7 protein-coding genes and 1 tRNA gene are annotated in these 13678 nt (G+C 60.5%); 3 read left to right on the forward strand and 5 right to left on the reverse strand.

Annotation, left to right across the window (positions count from 1 at the left end):
- Positions 1–4 precede the first annotated feature (4 nt).
- The 5 genes from ACP7C6_RS21140 to bcsQ are packed head-to-tail and all read right to left on the reverse strand — an operon-like array spanning position 5 to position 10542.
- A complete protein-coding gene (locus ACP7C6_RS21140) occupies positions 5–3853 on the reverse strand; it encodes a cellulose biosynthesis protein BcsC (protein ID WP_028615345.1) in 3849 nt (1282 codons plus the stop codon).
- Positions 3835–5031, reverse strand: coding sequence for a cellulose synthase complex periplasmic endoglucanase BcsZ (bcsZ, locus tag ACP7C6_RS21145; RefSeq protein WP_426109196.1), 1197 nt, complete (start codon positions 5029–5031; stop codon positions 3835–3837). Before bcsZ ends, ACP7C6_RS21140 begins: the two co-directional genes overlap by 19 nt.
- Positions 5028–7295, reverse strand: coding sequence for a cellulose biosynthesis cyclic di-GMP-binding regulatory protein BcsB (bcsB, locus tag ACP7C6_RS21150; RefSeq protein WP_028615343.1), 2268 nt, complete (start codon positions 7293–7295; stop codon positions 5028–5030). Before bcsB ends, bcsZ begins: the two co-directional genes overlap by 4 nt.
- Positions 7292–9511, reverse strand: coding sequence for a UDP-forming cellulose synthase catalytic subunit (gene bcsA / locus ACP7C6_RS21155; RefSeq protein ID WP_068933761.1), 2220 nt, complete (start codon positions 9509–9511; stop codon positions 7292–7294). Before bcsA ends, bcsB begins: the two co-directional genes overlap by 4 nt.
- Positions 9508–10542 carry a cellulose biosynthesis protein BcsQ gene (gene bcsQ / locus ACP7C6_RS21160; RefSeq protein WP_308908232.1) on the reverse strand — a complete coding sequence of 345 codons (1035 nt, stop codon included), beginning with the start codon at positions 10540–10542 and terminating at the stop codon, positions 9508–9510. The genes bcsA and bcsQ overlap by 4 nt, the downstream gene beginning before the upstream one ends.
- 218 nt (positions 10543–10760) lie before the next feature.
- Between bcsQ and ACP7C6_RS21165 the strand changes: the two genes are divergently transcribed.
- The 3 genes from ACP7C6_RS21165 (at position 10761) to ACP7C6_RS21175 (ending at position 13275) form a co-directional block, all read left to right on the forward strand.
- On the forward strand, positions 10761–11105 hold the full coding sequence (locus ACP7C6_RS21165) for a hypothetical protein (protein ID WP_426109197.1): 345 nt from the start codon (positions 10761–10763) through the stop codon (positions 11103–11105).
- A 599-nt stretch (positions 11106–11704) separates the two neighbouring features.
- Positions 11705–11780 (forward strand) — tRNA-Thr (locus ACP7C6_RS21170).
- A 172-nt stretch (positions 11781–11952) separates the two neighbouring features.
- Complete coding sequence (locus tag ACP7C6_RS21175; RefSeq protein WP_426109198.1) at positions 11953–13275, forward strand: tyrosine-type recombinase/integrase; 1323 nt, start codon at positions 11953–11955, stop codon at positions 13273–13275.
- Positions 13276–13678: the final 403 nt, after the last annotated feature.

Below are 13678 nucleotides of genomic sequence, written 5' to 3' on the forward strand. Positions count from 1 at the left end.
TTAATCAGTTGGAATAAGGTGAACGGTACGGGCTGACCGGCAGCGGCATAGGCCCGCTCAGGTCTTCGAACAAGTAGCGCAAATAAGCATTACCGGCGTACTGGCGGTAGTCCTGGGCGTTGTCGACACCGATTTCGCCACCCAGGTAGAACCGCGAGCTCAAGCGGTATTCGGCGGCGGCGTTGAAGCTGTAGCCGAGGCCGGTTTTGCTGTCGCTGGCATAGGTGCGATTACCCACGGTCTGGCTGTCTTGAAGATCGTTGTGCCCCGGGAAGTAATCGACGCCATCTTGCTCGATATGCTGCACACCTACCGAAGTTTTTACTTGGTAGCTGAAACGGTCAAAGCTCTGGGCCCAACGGATCGGCACGCCTAGAGAGAAGAAACGTTGCGGACTGAAGTAACCGCCATGACCGTAGGTGTAATAACCCTGGTTTTCCTTGAAGCCCATCACCGAACCACTGATGCCCAAGGTCAGAGTGTCCCGTTGGGTATTACGCAGGTACCAGTAGATACCGCTGCCCAGTTCCAGACGGGTATTGTCCTCTACGTTGTTACCCAGCATTTCATGCAACGACGCATAGCCATAAACACCCAGCTTTTGGTTGTCGTAGCTCAACTCGCCACGGCCGCCGTTAGCGGTCACACCGCCCCATTTTTCGCCAGTGCGCTTATCTTCTGAGCCGGCGAACGAGGTCACGCTGTCAGTTACTGGGCGACGAGAAATATTGGCGCCGTAGCGGAAGTTCGAATTCGCCTCAAACGGTCGCGCAACACTCACACCACCGATCCAGGTCTTGTAGGTGAAACCTATCGGGCTGACCCCGAGATCCGCCTTCAACCCCTGATCAGGATTCTCTACCGCGATGGCAAAACCGACGCCGCTGTCGCTTTGCTTGCCCAGCTCATCGTTGGTCCCACCGCCAAAGCGCTGTGCTGCGAAGCCTTTAACCGCACCAGACGTCAAATGCACCGGCGTCACGCGCAGCGCCACCGTGTTATCACCCACCGGCATCCGCGCTTCAAACGGCGCTTCCACATCGGTGATTTTGCTCAGGCCTTTCTCACCGTTGTTGCTGCGAGCGCTCAAGCCTTGCACCACATAACCGGTACGGTCACGCAGGATGGTATCCAGCGCACGCCGCGCCGGGCTCAGCTCGGGACTGTCGATGGAGGCAATGCTCGATGGCGGCACAAACGGATCGCTCAGGTCGTTGGACGTTGCACTCGCAAACGCGTTGGACGTCACGCTCTTGGTTGGCGCATCGATCGGTGGCGGTACGGCGCCGGCAACGGTCAGGTCGGTGACCTGGCGGCGCTGGCCCGGCAAGCCTACGAACGGGTTGTACGAAGTTCCTGGAGCGCCAGCCTGGGCCACTTGAGTCTTGGCCTTCATGGCGTTTTCAATCGCCAGGGCCTTGCGCAGCAACTCGGCAGCTTCGCTGTTCTTGCCCAGCCCTTGGTAAATGCGCGCGGCCGAGGTGAGTGTCTCCGGGTTACCCGGCTCCAGCGCCAGCGCCTTGTCACTGGCGCTCTGCGCCAAGCTGCGGTCATTGCCTTTCAGGGCGATGTCCGCCAGGCCCAACTGCAGGCGTGCGTTGTTCGGGTTCTGCTGGATCAACGGCGCGTACAACTCCATCGCCTTCTTGCCGTTGCCACTGGCGGCGTACATCCGCGCCAATGCGCCGACGCCAAGCGCGTCATTGGGACGCTGGGCCAAGGCCGGGGACAGCATGTCATAGGCGGCCACCAGGTCGTTCTTCTCGCGCAGGGCATCCGCCTGTTTGACCCGGTACAGGTAAATCAGATCGTCATAGCGCTGGCGACCGATTTCGCTCAAAGGCTGGCCTTGCACTTCGCGCAGGATCTCGCCCGCCTCACTGTACTTGTTGGCCTTGAGCAACACGTTGGCGTACAGCAGTTTCTGGTCGACCGTCGGGTTGGGGTTGTTCTCCACCACCTTCTGCATCATGTCCAGGCCGTACTGCGCGGCGCCGACTTCTACATAGGCGGCGGCCAGTACGGCCACACGCTCAGGCTTCTGACGGGTCAACGGCTCGGAACGCCCCAGCAATGCCAAGGCTTCCGGGCGCTGGCCACGGCGAGCGGTTTCGATGGCCACGTCGGTCTGCTGGTGCAGCGCGATATCGATCGCCAGCTCGTTCATGTCTGCCGTGCGCTGCGCCGCGGGGATACGCCCAAGGGTCGTCTCGGCCTGTTTCCACTCGCTCAGTTGCGCCGACAACAGCGTGCTGGTGTACAGCGCGTCCGGTTGGTTGGGCTGGGTCTTGAGCAAGCCGTCGATCAACGCACGGGCATTGCGGATCTGGCCGTCGCGCAGGTACATGCGCGCCAGGGCAAAGCGAGTCCACGGGTTTTCAGGGTCAGCGTCGAGAGCCTGGCGATAGGCAGCTTGTGCGCCTTTCACGTCACCGCGTTGCTCCGCCAGTTTGCCGACCTGGGTCGCGCGCAATGCGTTGATTTTCACACTCGGTGCGAACTTGGCGCGCTGCGCCGGCGAGACCGAGTCGATCAGCTTCAAGGCCTCATCCGGTTGACCCGATTGGGACAACACGTTGATCAAGCCACTCAAGGCATCCGGGTCACCGGGATGACGGGCCAACACCTTGCGGTAGCCGGCTTCGGCTTCTTCGAACTGGTTGTCCTGAGACTGGAAACCCGCCAACGCGACCGCCGCGCCAGGCTGGCCTGGGTTCAGGCGCTCGGCCTGGGCCACCAGGTCACGGGCCTGGGCGCTGCGGCCGGCGCGTTGGGCGTCACGGCTTTGGCTGATCAGGTTCCAGTAGCGTACGTCATTCAGGGCCGACTGCCACGCGGCACCACCGGGCAAGCGGGTGGCCTGGACGAGGTAGTTTTCGGCTTCGCTGTAACGCTCTTGCTGTTGGCGCAGTACGCCCATACCACCGAGGGCATCGACGTCATTGGATTTTTGCGCAAGGCGCGCGGCCAGCAACGGTTCGGCAGTTTTCAGGTCGCCGTCATCCAGCGCCTTGAAAGCCTTGGTCATCTGCGGGTCACGCTGCCAGGTGCCGCCGCCTTTGCCTTGGGCAATGCCTTTGTTCATCAGCGCGCGGATCTCGGCGTCATCCGGATGCACGGTGAGGAACTGCTGGAACAGCGACACCTGGTCCGGCTTCGGCGGGCCGAGCCAGATCAGCGCGAAGCGCCAGGTTTCATCGGCATTGCCACCCACGTCGTTATTCGGTGCCAGTTTAGCCAGGGCACGAATGCCGTCAGGCCGCGTGGCCGGGTTGCGCGCCAGGTGCTTGGCCAGGAACAACGCAACGATCGGATCGTTGGGACGCTCACGGGTCAATCGCTGCAGGCCAGCGATGGCCTCATTGGTGCCCTTGGCGGTGAATCCAAGCGTGTTGTAGTACTCACGGGCGATCAGGCCTTGCGGCTGACGCCCCTGGAAAATCTGGCGATACAAGGCCACGGCCTGCTCACGCTCGGCATCCGGCTCGCCCAGTTCGCGCGCCTGCTCCAGCAACTTGGCGTTGTCCGGCACAGCCACGGTAATGTCCTGCTCCAGCTGCAACGCCTGACGCGGCACCGGGCTCAGCGCTTGCAAGCGGGCCAGGTACTTTTGCGCTTCAGCCGGACGGTTCTGTTGCACCTGGATCAAGCCGATACCGTACAGCGCATCCGGTTGCTCAGGAGACAGGCTCAAGAGTTTCTGCCAGGTTTCCAGCGCGCGCTCAGGGTTCTTTTTCGACTGCCAGTAGTAGCCCTGCTCAATCAGCAGGGACTGCGGGTCGCTGGTTTCAGCCACGCTGGCCGTCGAGACCAGGGCGGCGAGAATCGCAATGGCTAGCGTGTGACGGCGCATGCGGCCTCCCAGGATAATTTGACCGTACCGTCTTGTTCAAAACGGTACTTCTGATCGGCAAAGCCCTGGCCGAACAGGCTGAGCATGTAGTCGTAGTAGATCGGCTGTGCACTCTCGGGTGCTGAAGGCGCCAGGGCCTTGGCGAGTGCCTCGTCGACCTTGGCCTTTTGCAGCTGCGCCAGGGCGGTTTCGCCGCGGGCCTGGAAGAAGGCAATGGTGGACGCGGAGAAACCCATCGGCGTGTAGCCGTTGTTTTTCTCGGCTTCGCCGGTCAGCACGTGGATTTTTTCCGGCGGGAAGCCCGTGACCGACGCGGCCGTTGCGCGGGAAATACCGCCCAGCGACTTGAGCATCGCCGCCGCCAATGGATCGCCTTTGGCGGTCATGCCGGCCCACATGTAGGTGCGGATCGCGTCGTAGCTGCCCAGGTCATCGGAGAACGGGTCGACCACAAACAGCCCGGCGTTGGCGCTGGTCGCGCGATAGCCGACCCAGTTGGCCGCGAGGCCATGAGGGTTGCTGGCGGTATCGGCGAGCATACGCGCGTTGCTTTCAGCCACTTCGTTCCAGCCGGCGTTCGGGCGTTCTTTCTGGAAGCGACGCAGTTGTGCAAGCACCTGGTAGCTCGGGTTGAAACGCCACAAGCCGCCCGGATGCACGTAGCCCACCGGCCCCGGCAACAGCATCTTGCCCAGGCCGGGCACACGCACAATCAGGTTGCGTTCAACGTTGGCCAACAACAATTGCGCGTCGGCGCGGTACTGCGGTGCATTCCACACGCGGGCCGCTTCGAGCAAGGCGTAGGCCATCCACAAGTCAGCGTCGCTGGCGGAGTTCGGGTCGATCACACCCCAGGTGTTATCAGCTTTTTTGCCCCACAACCAACCCGGCAGGTTCTGGCCGATGTCGGAGCCCGACATGTTGGCCTTGGTCCAGGTCCACAGCTTGTCGAAGCTCGCACGGTCGTTGCCGACCAACGCAAAGAACATCGCGTAGGACTGCCCTTCCGAACTGCTCTCGGTGGGTTTCATCGACGAGTTCAACACTCGCCCATCGTCCTGCACAAAGCGCTTGGCGTAGTTCTGCCACAGCGGCCAGTCACAGGTTTGCGCCTGCGCGCTACCGGCCAACATCACCGCGCCCAGCGCTGCCAGGGCCATGCGCTTGAGCGGGCTCATGCCAACCGCCGTTTTGCACGTGCACGCAGTGACAGGTAGATCAGGGAAGTAACCACCGCCAGACCCAGGAAGGTGATCAACAACATCCAACCCAGGTGCTGCGACAGCTGCCATTGCATGAATTTGAAGTAGTTGAGCTTGCCGACGTAGTACTGCTCGTCACCCACCAGCGAGCTGATAGTCGTGCCCTGCACCACGGCCAGGCTGCCCTGGATCGAGTCTTTGTAATCGTCACCGCCAATTAGCGCCGAGGTGGCTTCCAACAGGCCCTGCGGCTGGTTGCTGGCAATCAGCACCACGCTGCGGCCGCTCTTGAGTGGCGATTGGAAACCGGCCAGCCAGGTGCTGTTGCTCAGGCCTTTGAAGGTAATGCCGGCGTTGGCTGGGTGCTGGTTGGCCGCCGGGTCCGGGCTGACCCAGCTACGGACATAACGTGGCAGGTCAGACAGCAGGAACTGGTGCTGTTCACCATCGCTGGTGGCCGGCAGGTATTGCTGCCACTGCTTGAGCAGCGGTTGGTTGGCGGCGGTGGCGAGCACCAGCAGGTCTTTGTCGGCAACGCTTTGCACGTCCTTGGCCTGCACCACTTTGACGGCGGTGGCCGGGTAGCCGGTGGCTTCGCCGAAGCGGCCCATCACGGTCAGGTAGGCGGTCATCTCGTCGGTGCCGAAGTTATCGGGCATGACCACGGCGGATTCCGACAGGTCAGCCAGGCGGGTGAACGGGAAGCCGGAGTCGTTGAATACGCCCAGGTTCGGCATGGCGATGTAATGCTGGTAGCCGGTGACGTCGAGGGTGGAATCCGGGTCGATGGAGCCACGCATGTTGTCGACGATGATGTCGCGGCATTCGCCTTCTTTGATGTAGTCGTACATGAAGCGCAGTTGCAGCTTGGACTTGGGCGATGCCGAGCTGATCGGCAACAGCGTCGTCACTTCGCGCGGCAGGCTTTCGTCTTTCTTCAACTGGTCGAGCAGGGTCTGGCCGCCGCCCAGGTTGGTCACCGACGGCAATGCCACGGATTTCATGAACTGATCATTCAGGCCGATCAGCAGCGACGAATTGGTCGACACTTGCTGTGGCGTGTAGCGGTATTTGAGCTTGAGCGGCACGCCCTCTTCACGCCAGTTGAACAGGTCCGGCGGCAGGCGCATATCGACGCTGATCGCGCCAGGGTTGTAGCCCGACACGCTGAGTTTCTGCTGTTCGATCAACTCGCCCAGGCGCACCGGGCGGTTGCTTGGCAACCAGTTGGGCGCGTCGTACGGACGGCGCGGTGCCAGGCTGTCGAGCTTGGTGATGACCACGCTGTTGCCGGCCAATACCGGGTTGCCCAGCACGACCGCGTTGGCGGCGCGCTTGAGTTCTTCGCCGTCACGCCCGGTGACGATCAGCAGTTTGCCGTTGACGTCATTGGGGTTGGCGATGAGGGTCAGGGTCGGACCGGTCGGCTTGGCGACCGCAACACCGTGCACGTCCAGTGCGTCGGCGGTTTGCACCAGTACGATGGCGTTGCCTTTGGCCGGCAGCTCACCGAGGGTGGTCGGGAACGTCGCGCCCCGGTAGCTGGCGAGGCCGCCGATCCATGAAGACAGGGCACCGGCCGCTTCCAGCGCGGCGCTGTCGGGCGCAGTGGCGAACACAAACGGCAGGCTGACCTGGCGCGCGTCACGCTTGTCGAAGAACGGCAGCGGCAGCACGGCCAGGTCATCCTTGAGCACGATGGGCTCGACCTGCACTTTGAGCTCGCTGCTGTTGCTGATCTTGGCCCACAGGCTGCTGTGCAGCGGGTCTTCGCAAGACATGGTGTAGTGGCCGATGAACTGCAGGCTCAAGCGGTTGAACTCGGTGATCAACTTCGGCGGAAGCTGCACCAGTTGCTCCTGCTGGATGCCCGCGCCGTCTTTGGGCAGCGCCAGGCTGGCGGCGACTTCGCCGTTGACCAACACGTTGATCTGCGAGAGGTCGGCCAGCAGCGCCGGCGAGTAGCTGTACTTGAGCAGCAGTTGCGCGCCCTTCACCACTTCATCGGCACGGATATCGAAGTTGACGCTGTCGGACGACTCCACGCCTTGCAGGTTCATGGTGTCGCGACGACCCAACTGCTTGAGGGTCAGGCTGTAGCCGTTATCGGTGCTTTGTACCGGCACGGTGGTGGCCGCTTGCTCGGCAGCTTGCGCCAGGGTGTTGAGGCCCATCAGCGAGGCGATCATCAGCGCGAGTGCACGGCGCGGATGAGGGCGAGCGAATATCTTCGAGGTCATGGCTTGTCCATCAGCGTATCAAGCGGTTTTGTGGGGGTGCGGCTCAAGGCCAGACGCAGTTCATGTAGGGTGGCGCGGCCCAGGGTGAACAAGCCGCCGATGCCGATGGAGCCCACTTCACGCAGGGCCGCCAGCGGTGTATCCGGCTGGCCGGCGCCCCAACTCGCGGCCCAGGTATCGGCGCGGGAAAAGGTCAGGCGAACCAACTCGCTTTGCTGGCGCAGGCTGAGGGGCTCGAACTGGGCGCCGATCTGCGCGCCCTTGCTGAATACCACGCGGGCATCGAACAAACTGTCCTGGCCGTTGCGCGACAGCACCAATCGCACGCGCTCACCCTGGGTGATCGAGTGACCATCGGAGAGCATCAAGCCGAAGCCGTTTTGCGAGAAATCCTGAGTCGTGCCTTCAAGCACACGGCCGTCAGCACAAATGATGCTCACCGGCAGCTTGGCGCTGACACGCGGTTCGGAACGCACTTGGCGCGCTTCCGAAGCCACGGCCACGGCGGCGCTGGTGATGATCAGGTTGTAGAGGGTCCAGGTCAGGTTGATCGCTACCGTCACAGCGGTGGACTCATCGCCCCAGATCAATTGGTGGATACCGAAGCCCAGGCCGATCAGATTCACCGCCAACAACACCAGGTACGGGCGCGCGAGCTTCCAGTCGAAGAACTGCTTGTCGATGATGCCGCCCTTGTCGGTGACGTTGAAGCCACCGGCCTTGGGGTTGACCAGCGCCACCAGCACCGGCGGCAGGATGTACCAGGCCAGTACCGTCTCGTACACCTCGTTCCAGAACGAGTGACGGAAACGCCCCTGGATCCGCGAGTTGGTCAGGCTTGAATGCACCAAGTGAGGCAATACGTAGGCAACGATCATCAGCGCCGACGCGTGGAAAATCTCCGCGCCGAACACGAGGTAGGCCAACGGTGCGGTCAGGAACACCAGGCGCGGCAAACCATAGAAGAAGTGCAGCATGGCGTTGGCGTAGCAGATGCGCTGGCCCCACTTGAGGCCCTTGCCCAGCAGCGGGTTGTCGGTGCGGAAGATCTGCGCCATGCCCCGCGCCCAGCGAATTCGCTGGTTGATGTGGCGCGACAGGCTTTCGGTGGCCAGGCCCGCGGCTTGCGGGATAGCCAGGTAGGCGGTGTTGTAGCCCAGGCGGTTGAGTTTGAGCGCGGTGTGGGCGTCTTCGGTCACGGTCTCGACGGCTACGCCGCCGATTTCCAGCAGCGGCTTACGGCGGATGACCGCACAGGAGCCGCAGAAGAAGGTGGCGTTCCACAGGTCGTTGCCGTCCTGCACCAGGCCGTAGAACAACTCGCCCTCGTTGGGCACGGCGCGGAAGGTATCGAGGTTCTTTTCGAATGGATCCGGCGAGAAGAAGAAGTGCGGCGTTTGCAGCATCGCCAGCTTCGGATCCTTCAGGAACCAGCCCAGGCTCACTTGCAGGAAGGAGCGCGTCGGCACGTGGTCGGCGTCGAACAGGGCGATGTATTCACCGTCGGTGACCTTCAACGCTTCGTTGAGGTTACCGGCCTTGGCGTGGAAGTTATTGTCGCGGCGAATGTAGTTCACGCCGACCTTGCGGCAGAAGTCACGGAAGTCGTCGCGGCGGCCGTCGTCCAGCACGTGGACGCGCAGCTTGTCCTTGGGCCAGTCCATTGCCTGGGCAGCGAAGATGGTCAGTTTTACGATGCTCAGCGCTTCGTTATAGGTCGGGATGAACACGTCGACCGTCGGCCACTCTTCGGGCTCGGTCTTGAGCCACACCGGCGTACGGCGCAGCGGCCAGGCGGTTTGTACGTAGCCGAAGATCAGGACGATCAGGGCGTAGAACTCGGCGGCGACCAGGCCGTAGCCGAAGAACATGTCGATCCAGGTCTCGAACCCGAGGGTGGAGGTGAGCCGCCAGAACATGTAGCGCAACGACGCCACCAGCGACAGCACCACCAGCGCGAGGATCGCCAGGCGTCCGGGAATTTTGCGCAGCACCAGCACCGCCAAGAAGCACACGCCGGCAAACAGGCATTGGCTGTAGAGGTCGAGCGGTGCGCTGATAATACCCAGCAACAGCAAGGCCCCGAGCACGCAACTGGCAACAACCAGCACCGTACGCAGCGCCGCAGGCCACCGATTGAAGCGCGCAATCGCGCCATTTAGGCGCTGTTCAGCGCGCCCTTCGACGAAGGGCGTGGAGGACGTATTGTCGGTCATGGAAGGTCCGAGTCGATGCGTTCGAGCAAGGTGCGGCACAGGGCGTGGACGTCCTGGCTGCCGATACTGTTGACGGTGGGGTCGAGGGGATCGCGACCGTAGGCTTGGGCTTCACTGAACGCTGGGTCGCGATGAACCGTCCCCAGCAGGGCAGCACCCAGACGGGTCTTGAACACCTCGGCCATGTCCAGGCTGAAGCGGTGGGCCGCGTCCAATTGGTTGATCACGTAGAAGCGCTGTGGCGGTTTTTCGCGAGTGAAGTACGGCGCAAGCACACTGTCCATCTGGTCGAGGGTGCTGAACGAGGCCACATCCGGCTGCACGACTACCAGCACCGCATCGGCCACCGACATGGCCTGGCCGAGGTACACGGTATTGCCGGCCGGGACGTCGATGATCACAGTGTCCTGGCCATTCAATTTAAGGCTGGCCAATCGTTTGCCCAGCCACTCGCTATCCTCACCCAACCAACGGTTCAGACTCTGCTGCTGCTCATGGCCGGTGCTGCCAAATGCCACCAGCCTGCAACCGGCAAAACCGCGTTCAGGCAGGGCTTCCCAGCTTTCATTGAGCAAGCTGATCGCGCCGACGCCAGGCATGTCGAGGCCAAGGCACAGGTGATGACGCAAAGCATTCTGCGGGTCCAGGTCCAGGGCGAGCGCCGGGCGACCCTGGCGCTGCAGGCCGCTGGCAATCGCGGCGGTCAGGGTACTGCGACCGACGCCGCCTTTCACCGAGACAACCACCACGACGTTGGGGTTGGATTGCTCCGAATACACTTCACCGTCACGCCCCTCCATCACTTCGGGCGGCCGCAGGTGGTCGGCTTCGCCTTGGCTAAGCTCCTCCAGCAGACGCAACAAAGGCGCTGAAGGCGCTTCGATCACAGGCAGGGCTTGAGTGACTACTGGGGTCTCGAGAACCTCTACATCGTCCTCAATAAACTCATGGACGAAGTCGATCTCGCGGTAGCCACTCGGGTTGGCACCCAGCTTGTTGAATAGTTTTGAAATGTCATCTGCTCGACTCACTCACTGCCCCTCCCCACCTGTTTGCGCTCTAAAGGCGATAAAAAGGTCAGCAATAAGCTGACCTTGTATTTTTCTAGTTATGTGGTGTCGGGCGCATTCTGTGATATCACATTGATGGTGTCAGTATTTTGATGCTTTTAGTTCAAATTAATCCGACGAACGGCATAGCGCCATTTTTATGACTTTTGCGTGATAAAAAATTCATTCGCTGTAAGAACATGAACTTGCGCTGTTATTTCGCGAAAATTGCTGTCTGCGTGGACAACAACGGCGCAAAACTGACATACCCATCAATAAATATTCGATTGCCCAACATGGTCTCGAAAAATTACCTACATCAAACCGCGATTAATCTGACGGTTTATATCGCGCAACAGAATACGGAAACCTCACCTGTATTCAAGGGAAAACCAGCCGAGCGGTTGATTCGAATCACCCGCGAAGCCACGGCCCGTGTATCGGTGCGTACAGGCGGCGCCTCGCTGGACAGCGAAGCAAAACCCGCGCCGCACGACTCCCCTAAGGCACTCAATCTGCTAAGCCCGGAGGATACCGCCCATTAACTAAACTAAATTGATCGCAGTCAGCCTGTTGGCTGTTGGCTTTTGCTGCAAATGCCGACAGAAATAGGCAGTGGGCTACAAGAAGTTCGAGAAGAACTGTGGGAAGGGGCGTTGATACCCATGACAACCGGGCACCCGGGCGCCCAGTATTGGAGCGGGCCCGCCTTATTGGCGCACGCGGCGCTCGGTGAACGCGTAGTCATCCTGGCAATCGATGGTAGGGTCCGACGACACACTCACGTAGTGAACGGTGTCGGCGTCGAGCAGCTTAATAGGTGTACACATCCGGCGAACGTACGCCGTCCGTGCGCAACTCATTCTTGCCATTGGCCGCTGACCATGAACCCTGCTCGGTCTGGATCACCTGAGTCTGCTGCGCGTCGCGGTAGAAGGTAATGACGAAGCGACCGTTTCACGTGGGGCGTCCTTTGGATGGGATGAGATTGCACCGGGTTAGACCCTTCAGCGACCCAGGAAGAATCCTACCCTTGCTGATCGGAAAAAGGGGCGCGGATGAAAAAACCTTGGGTTCTGCAAAAATAGTCAGAATTCAGGGGTTTACAGAACCTTTTCAATCGCTATAATCGTCGCCCTAACACGCCGGTATAGCTCAGTTGGTAGAGCAACTGACTTGTAATCAGTAGGTCCCGGGTTCGACTCCTGGTGCCGGCACCATACAAGGTTCCAGAGAAGGCTTTCAAAATCTCTGAAACCCCCGAAAAACCCGCCTTCTGGCGGGTTTTTTCGTTTTGGCGTTCCATCGGTTTCCGTCAGAAACTGGTGGATTCCAACCGTTTTAAGGGTAGAGTTTGGGATACAGGTCACTTCGATAAAAGGGAGTACCCTTATGTCGCGCACCACAGCTCCGCTCTCCGACGCAGCTTGCCGCTTGGCAAAACCTACAGACCGCGCCTACAAGCTTTTCGACGGCGATGGCCTCTACCTCCTAGTCCAGCCCAATGGCCGCAAAGGCTGGCGGCTCCGTTACGTCAAACCTGACGGACGCGAAGGACTGACCTCGTTCGGCAACTACCCCGTCATTGGCCTCGCCGATGCGCGCCGCAAGCGCTTGGAAGTTAAGCGAATGCTGGCGGATGGCGTTGATCCTATAGAGACCAAGCACCAAGCCAAGGCGGAAGCCGTAATCAAAGGCAGAACCTTTGAAAGCGTTGCGCTCGACTGGCATACGGAAATGTCGGCCAAGTGGGCACCAGGCCATTCCAAGACTGTGATGAGCCGCCTCAAAACCCACGTGTTCCCGCTGATCGGCGCCCGCGCCATTGTCGACCTCGACACCCATGACCTCATGCAGCCCTTGGAAGCGATCAAGAAGCGCGGAACGATAGACGTAGCTTTAAGGGTACAAAACTACCTGCAGAGCATCATGCGCGAGGCAAAACGCCTCCGGCTTATCACCGCAAACCCTGCTTACGACCTCGAAGGCTTGATCAAAGCCCCGCGGGTGGTACATCGCCCCGCTCTACCCTTATCGCGACTGCCGGAACTACAGGAGCGGATCGACACCTATAAAGGCCGCGCACTTACCCGCCTGACGGTGATGCTATCGCTGCATGTGTTTGTACGATCCAGCGAACTGCGTTTCGCCCGCTGGAGCGAGTTCGACCTCAAGCGCGGCACCTGGGAGATACCGGACACTCGACCCGCGTTGGAGGGAGTACCCTTTTCCACAAGGGGTACGAAGATGGCAGGGGATATCCATTTAGTACCCTTATCGCCGCAAGCAGTGGCGCTACTCGAAAAAATCCATGCACTCACAGGCAAATTCGCATTGGTCTTCGCAGGTGATGCCAAACCCTGGAAGCCCATGTCCGAAAATACCGTGAACAACGCGCTACGGACCATGGGATACGACACCCAAACCGATATCTGCGGGCATGGGTTTCGTTCGATGGCCTGCAGCGCACTGATCGAGTCGGGATTGTGGTCGGAGACAGCTATTGAACGGCAGATGAGCCACAAGGAGCGCAACAACGTCCGCGCCGCTTACATCCACAAGGCCGAGTTCATCGAGGAGCGCAGGCTGATCATGAACTGGTGGAGCCGGTATCTGGAGGCCAACCAGCATGAGCATGTCACTCCACACGAATTCGCGAACCAGACCGGAGCGAACGTCACTCGCCTAAAAGCAAAACGTGGCGCAACCGAGTAAGCGCTCGGTCTTCATATCTCAGTGATCCGCTTGTCCACGCGGGTCCATCCAAGCAGGGCTGCAAAGCCGCCCTGCTTGGATGGACCTCACTTAAAAAGATCCAAAGCCCACACAACTGTCTGTGGAAAACCACTGATTTCCACCGGTGGATAATTTCATCCACAGCCGCAGAACTCCCGAAAATTCGAGCCTTGACCCGAATTATCCACAGGCGTAGAAAAGATCGGGCAAAGCGCTGTCGTTGACAGCAACCCAGGTAGCCAGAACCTTTAAGGCTACGCCACATCTGTGGTGGTTCTCCCAAAGTGCGATTAGCGTCCGGCGGCTCGCACGGTCACAGCAATGTGATGGATGCCTACTTTTACCAGTGCCCACTGCGGCAACTCATCCCCTTTCATAGCTG

This window comes from Pseudomonas sp. TWR1-1-4, assembly GCF_049897165.1.
Lineage (GTDB): Bacteria > Pseudomonadota > Gammaproteobacteria > Pseudomonadales > Pseudomonadaceae > Aquipseudomonas > Aquipseudomonas canadensis.

Coding starts and splice junctions, on each gene's coding strand:
- ACP7C6_RS21140 (WP_028615345.1), bottom strand. CDS start 3,853: ATGCGCCGTCACACGCTAGCCATTGCGATTCTCGCCGCCCTGGTCTCG.
- bcsZ (WP_426109196.1), bottom strand. CDS start 5,031: ATGAGCCCGCTCAAGCGCATGGCCCTGGCAGCGCTGGGCGCGGTGATG.
- bcsB (WP_028615343.1), bottom strand. CDS start 7,295: ATGACCTCGAAGATATTCGCTCGCCCTCATCCGCGCCGTGCACTCGCG.
- bcsA (WP_068933761.1), bottom strand. CDS start 9,511: ATGACCGACAATACGTCCTCCACGCCCTTCGTCGAAGGGCGCGCTGAA.
- ACP7C6_RS21165 (WP_426109197.1), top strand. CDS start 10,761: ATGAACTTGCGCTGTTATTTCGCGAAAATTGCTGTCTGCGTGGACAAC.
- ACP7C6_RS21175 (WP_426109198.1), top strand. CDS start 11,953: ATGTCGCGCACCACAGCTCCGCTCTCCGACGCAGCTTGCCGCTTGGCA.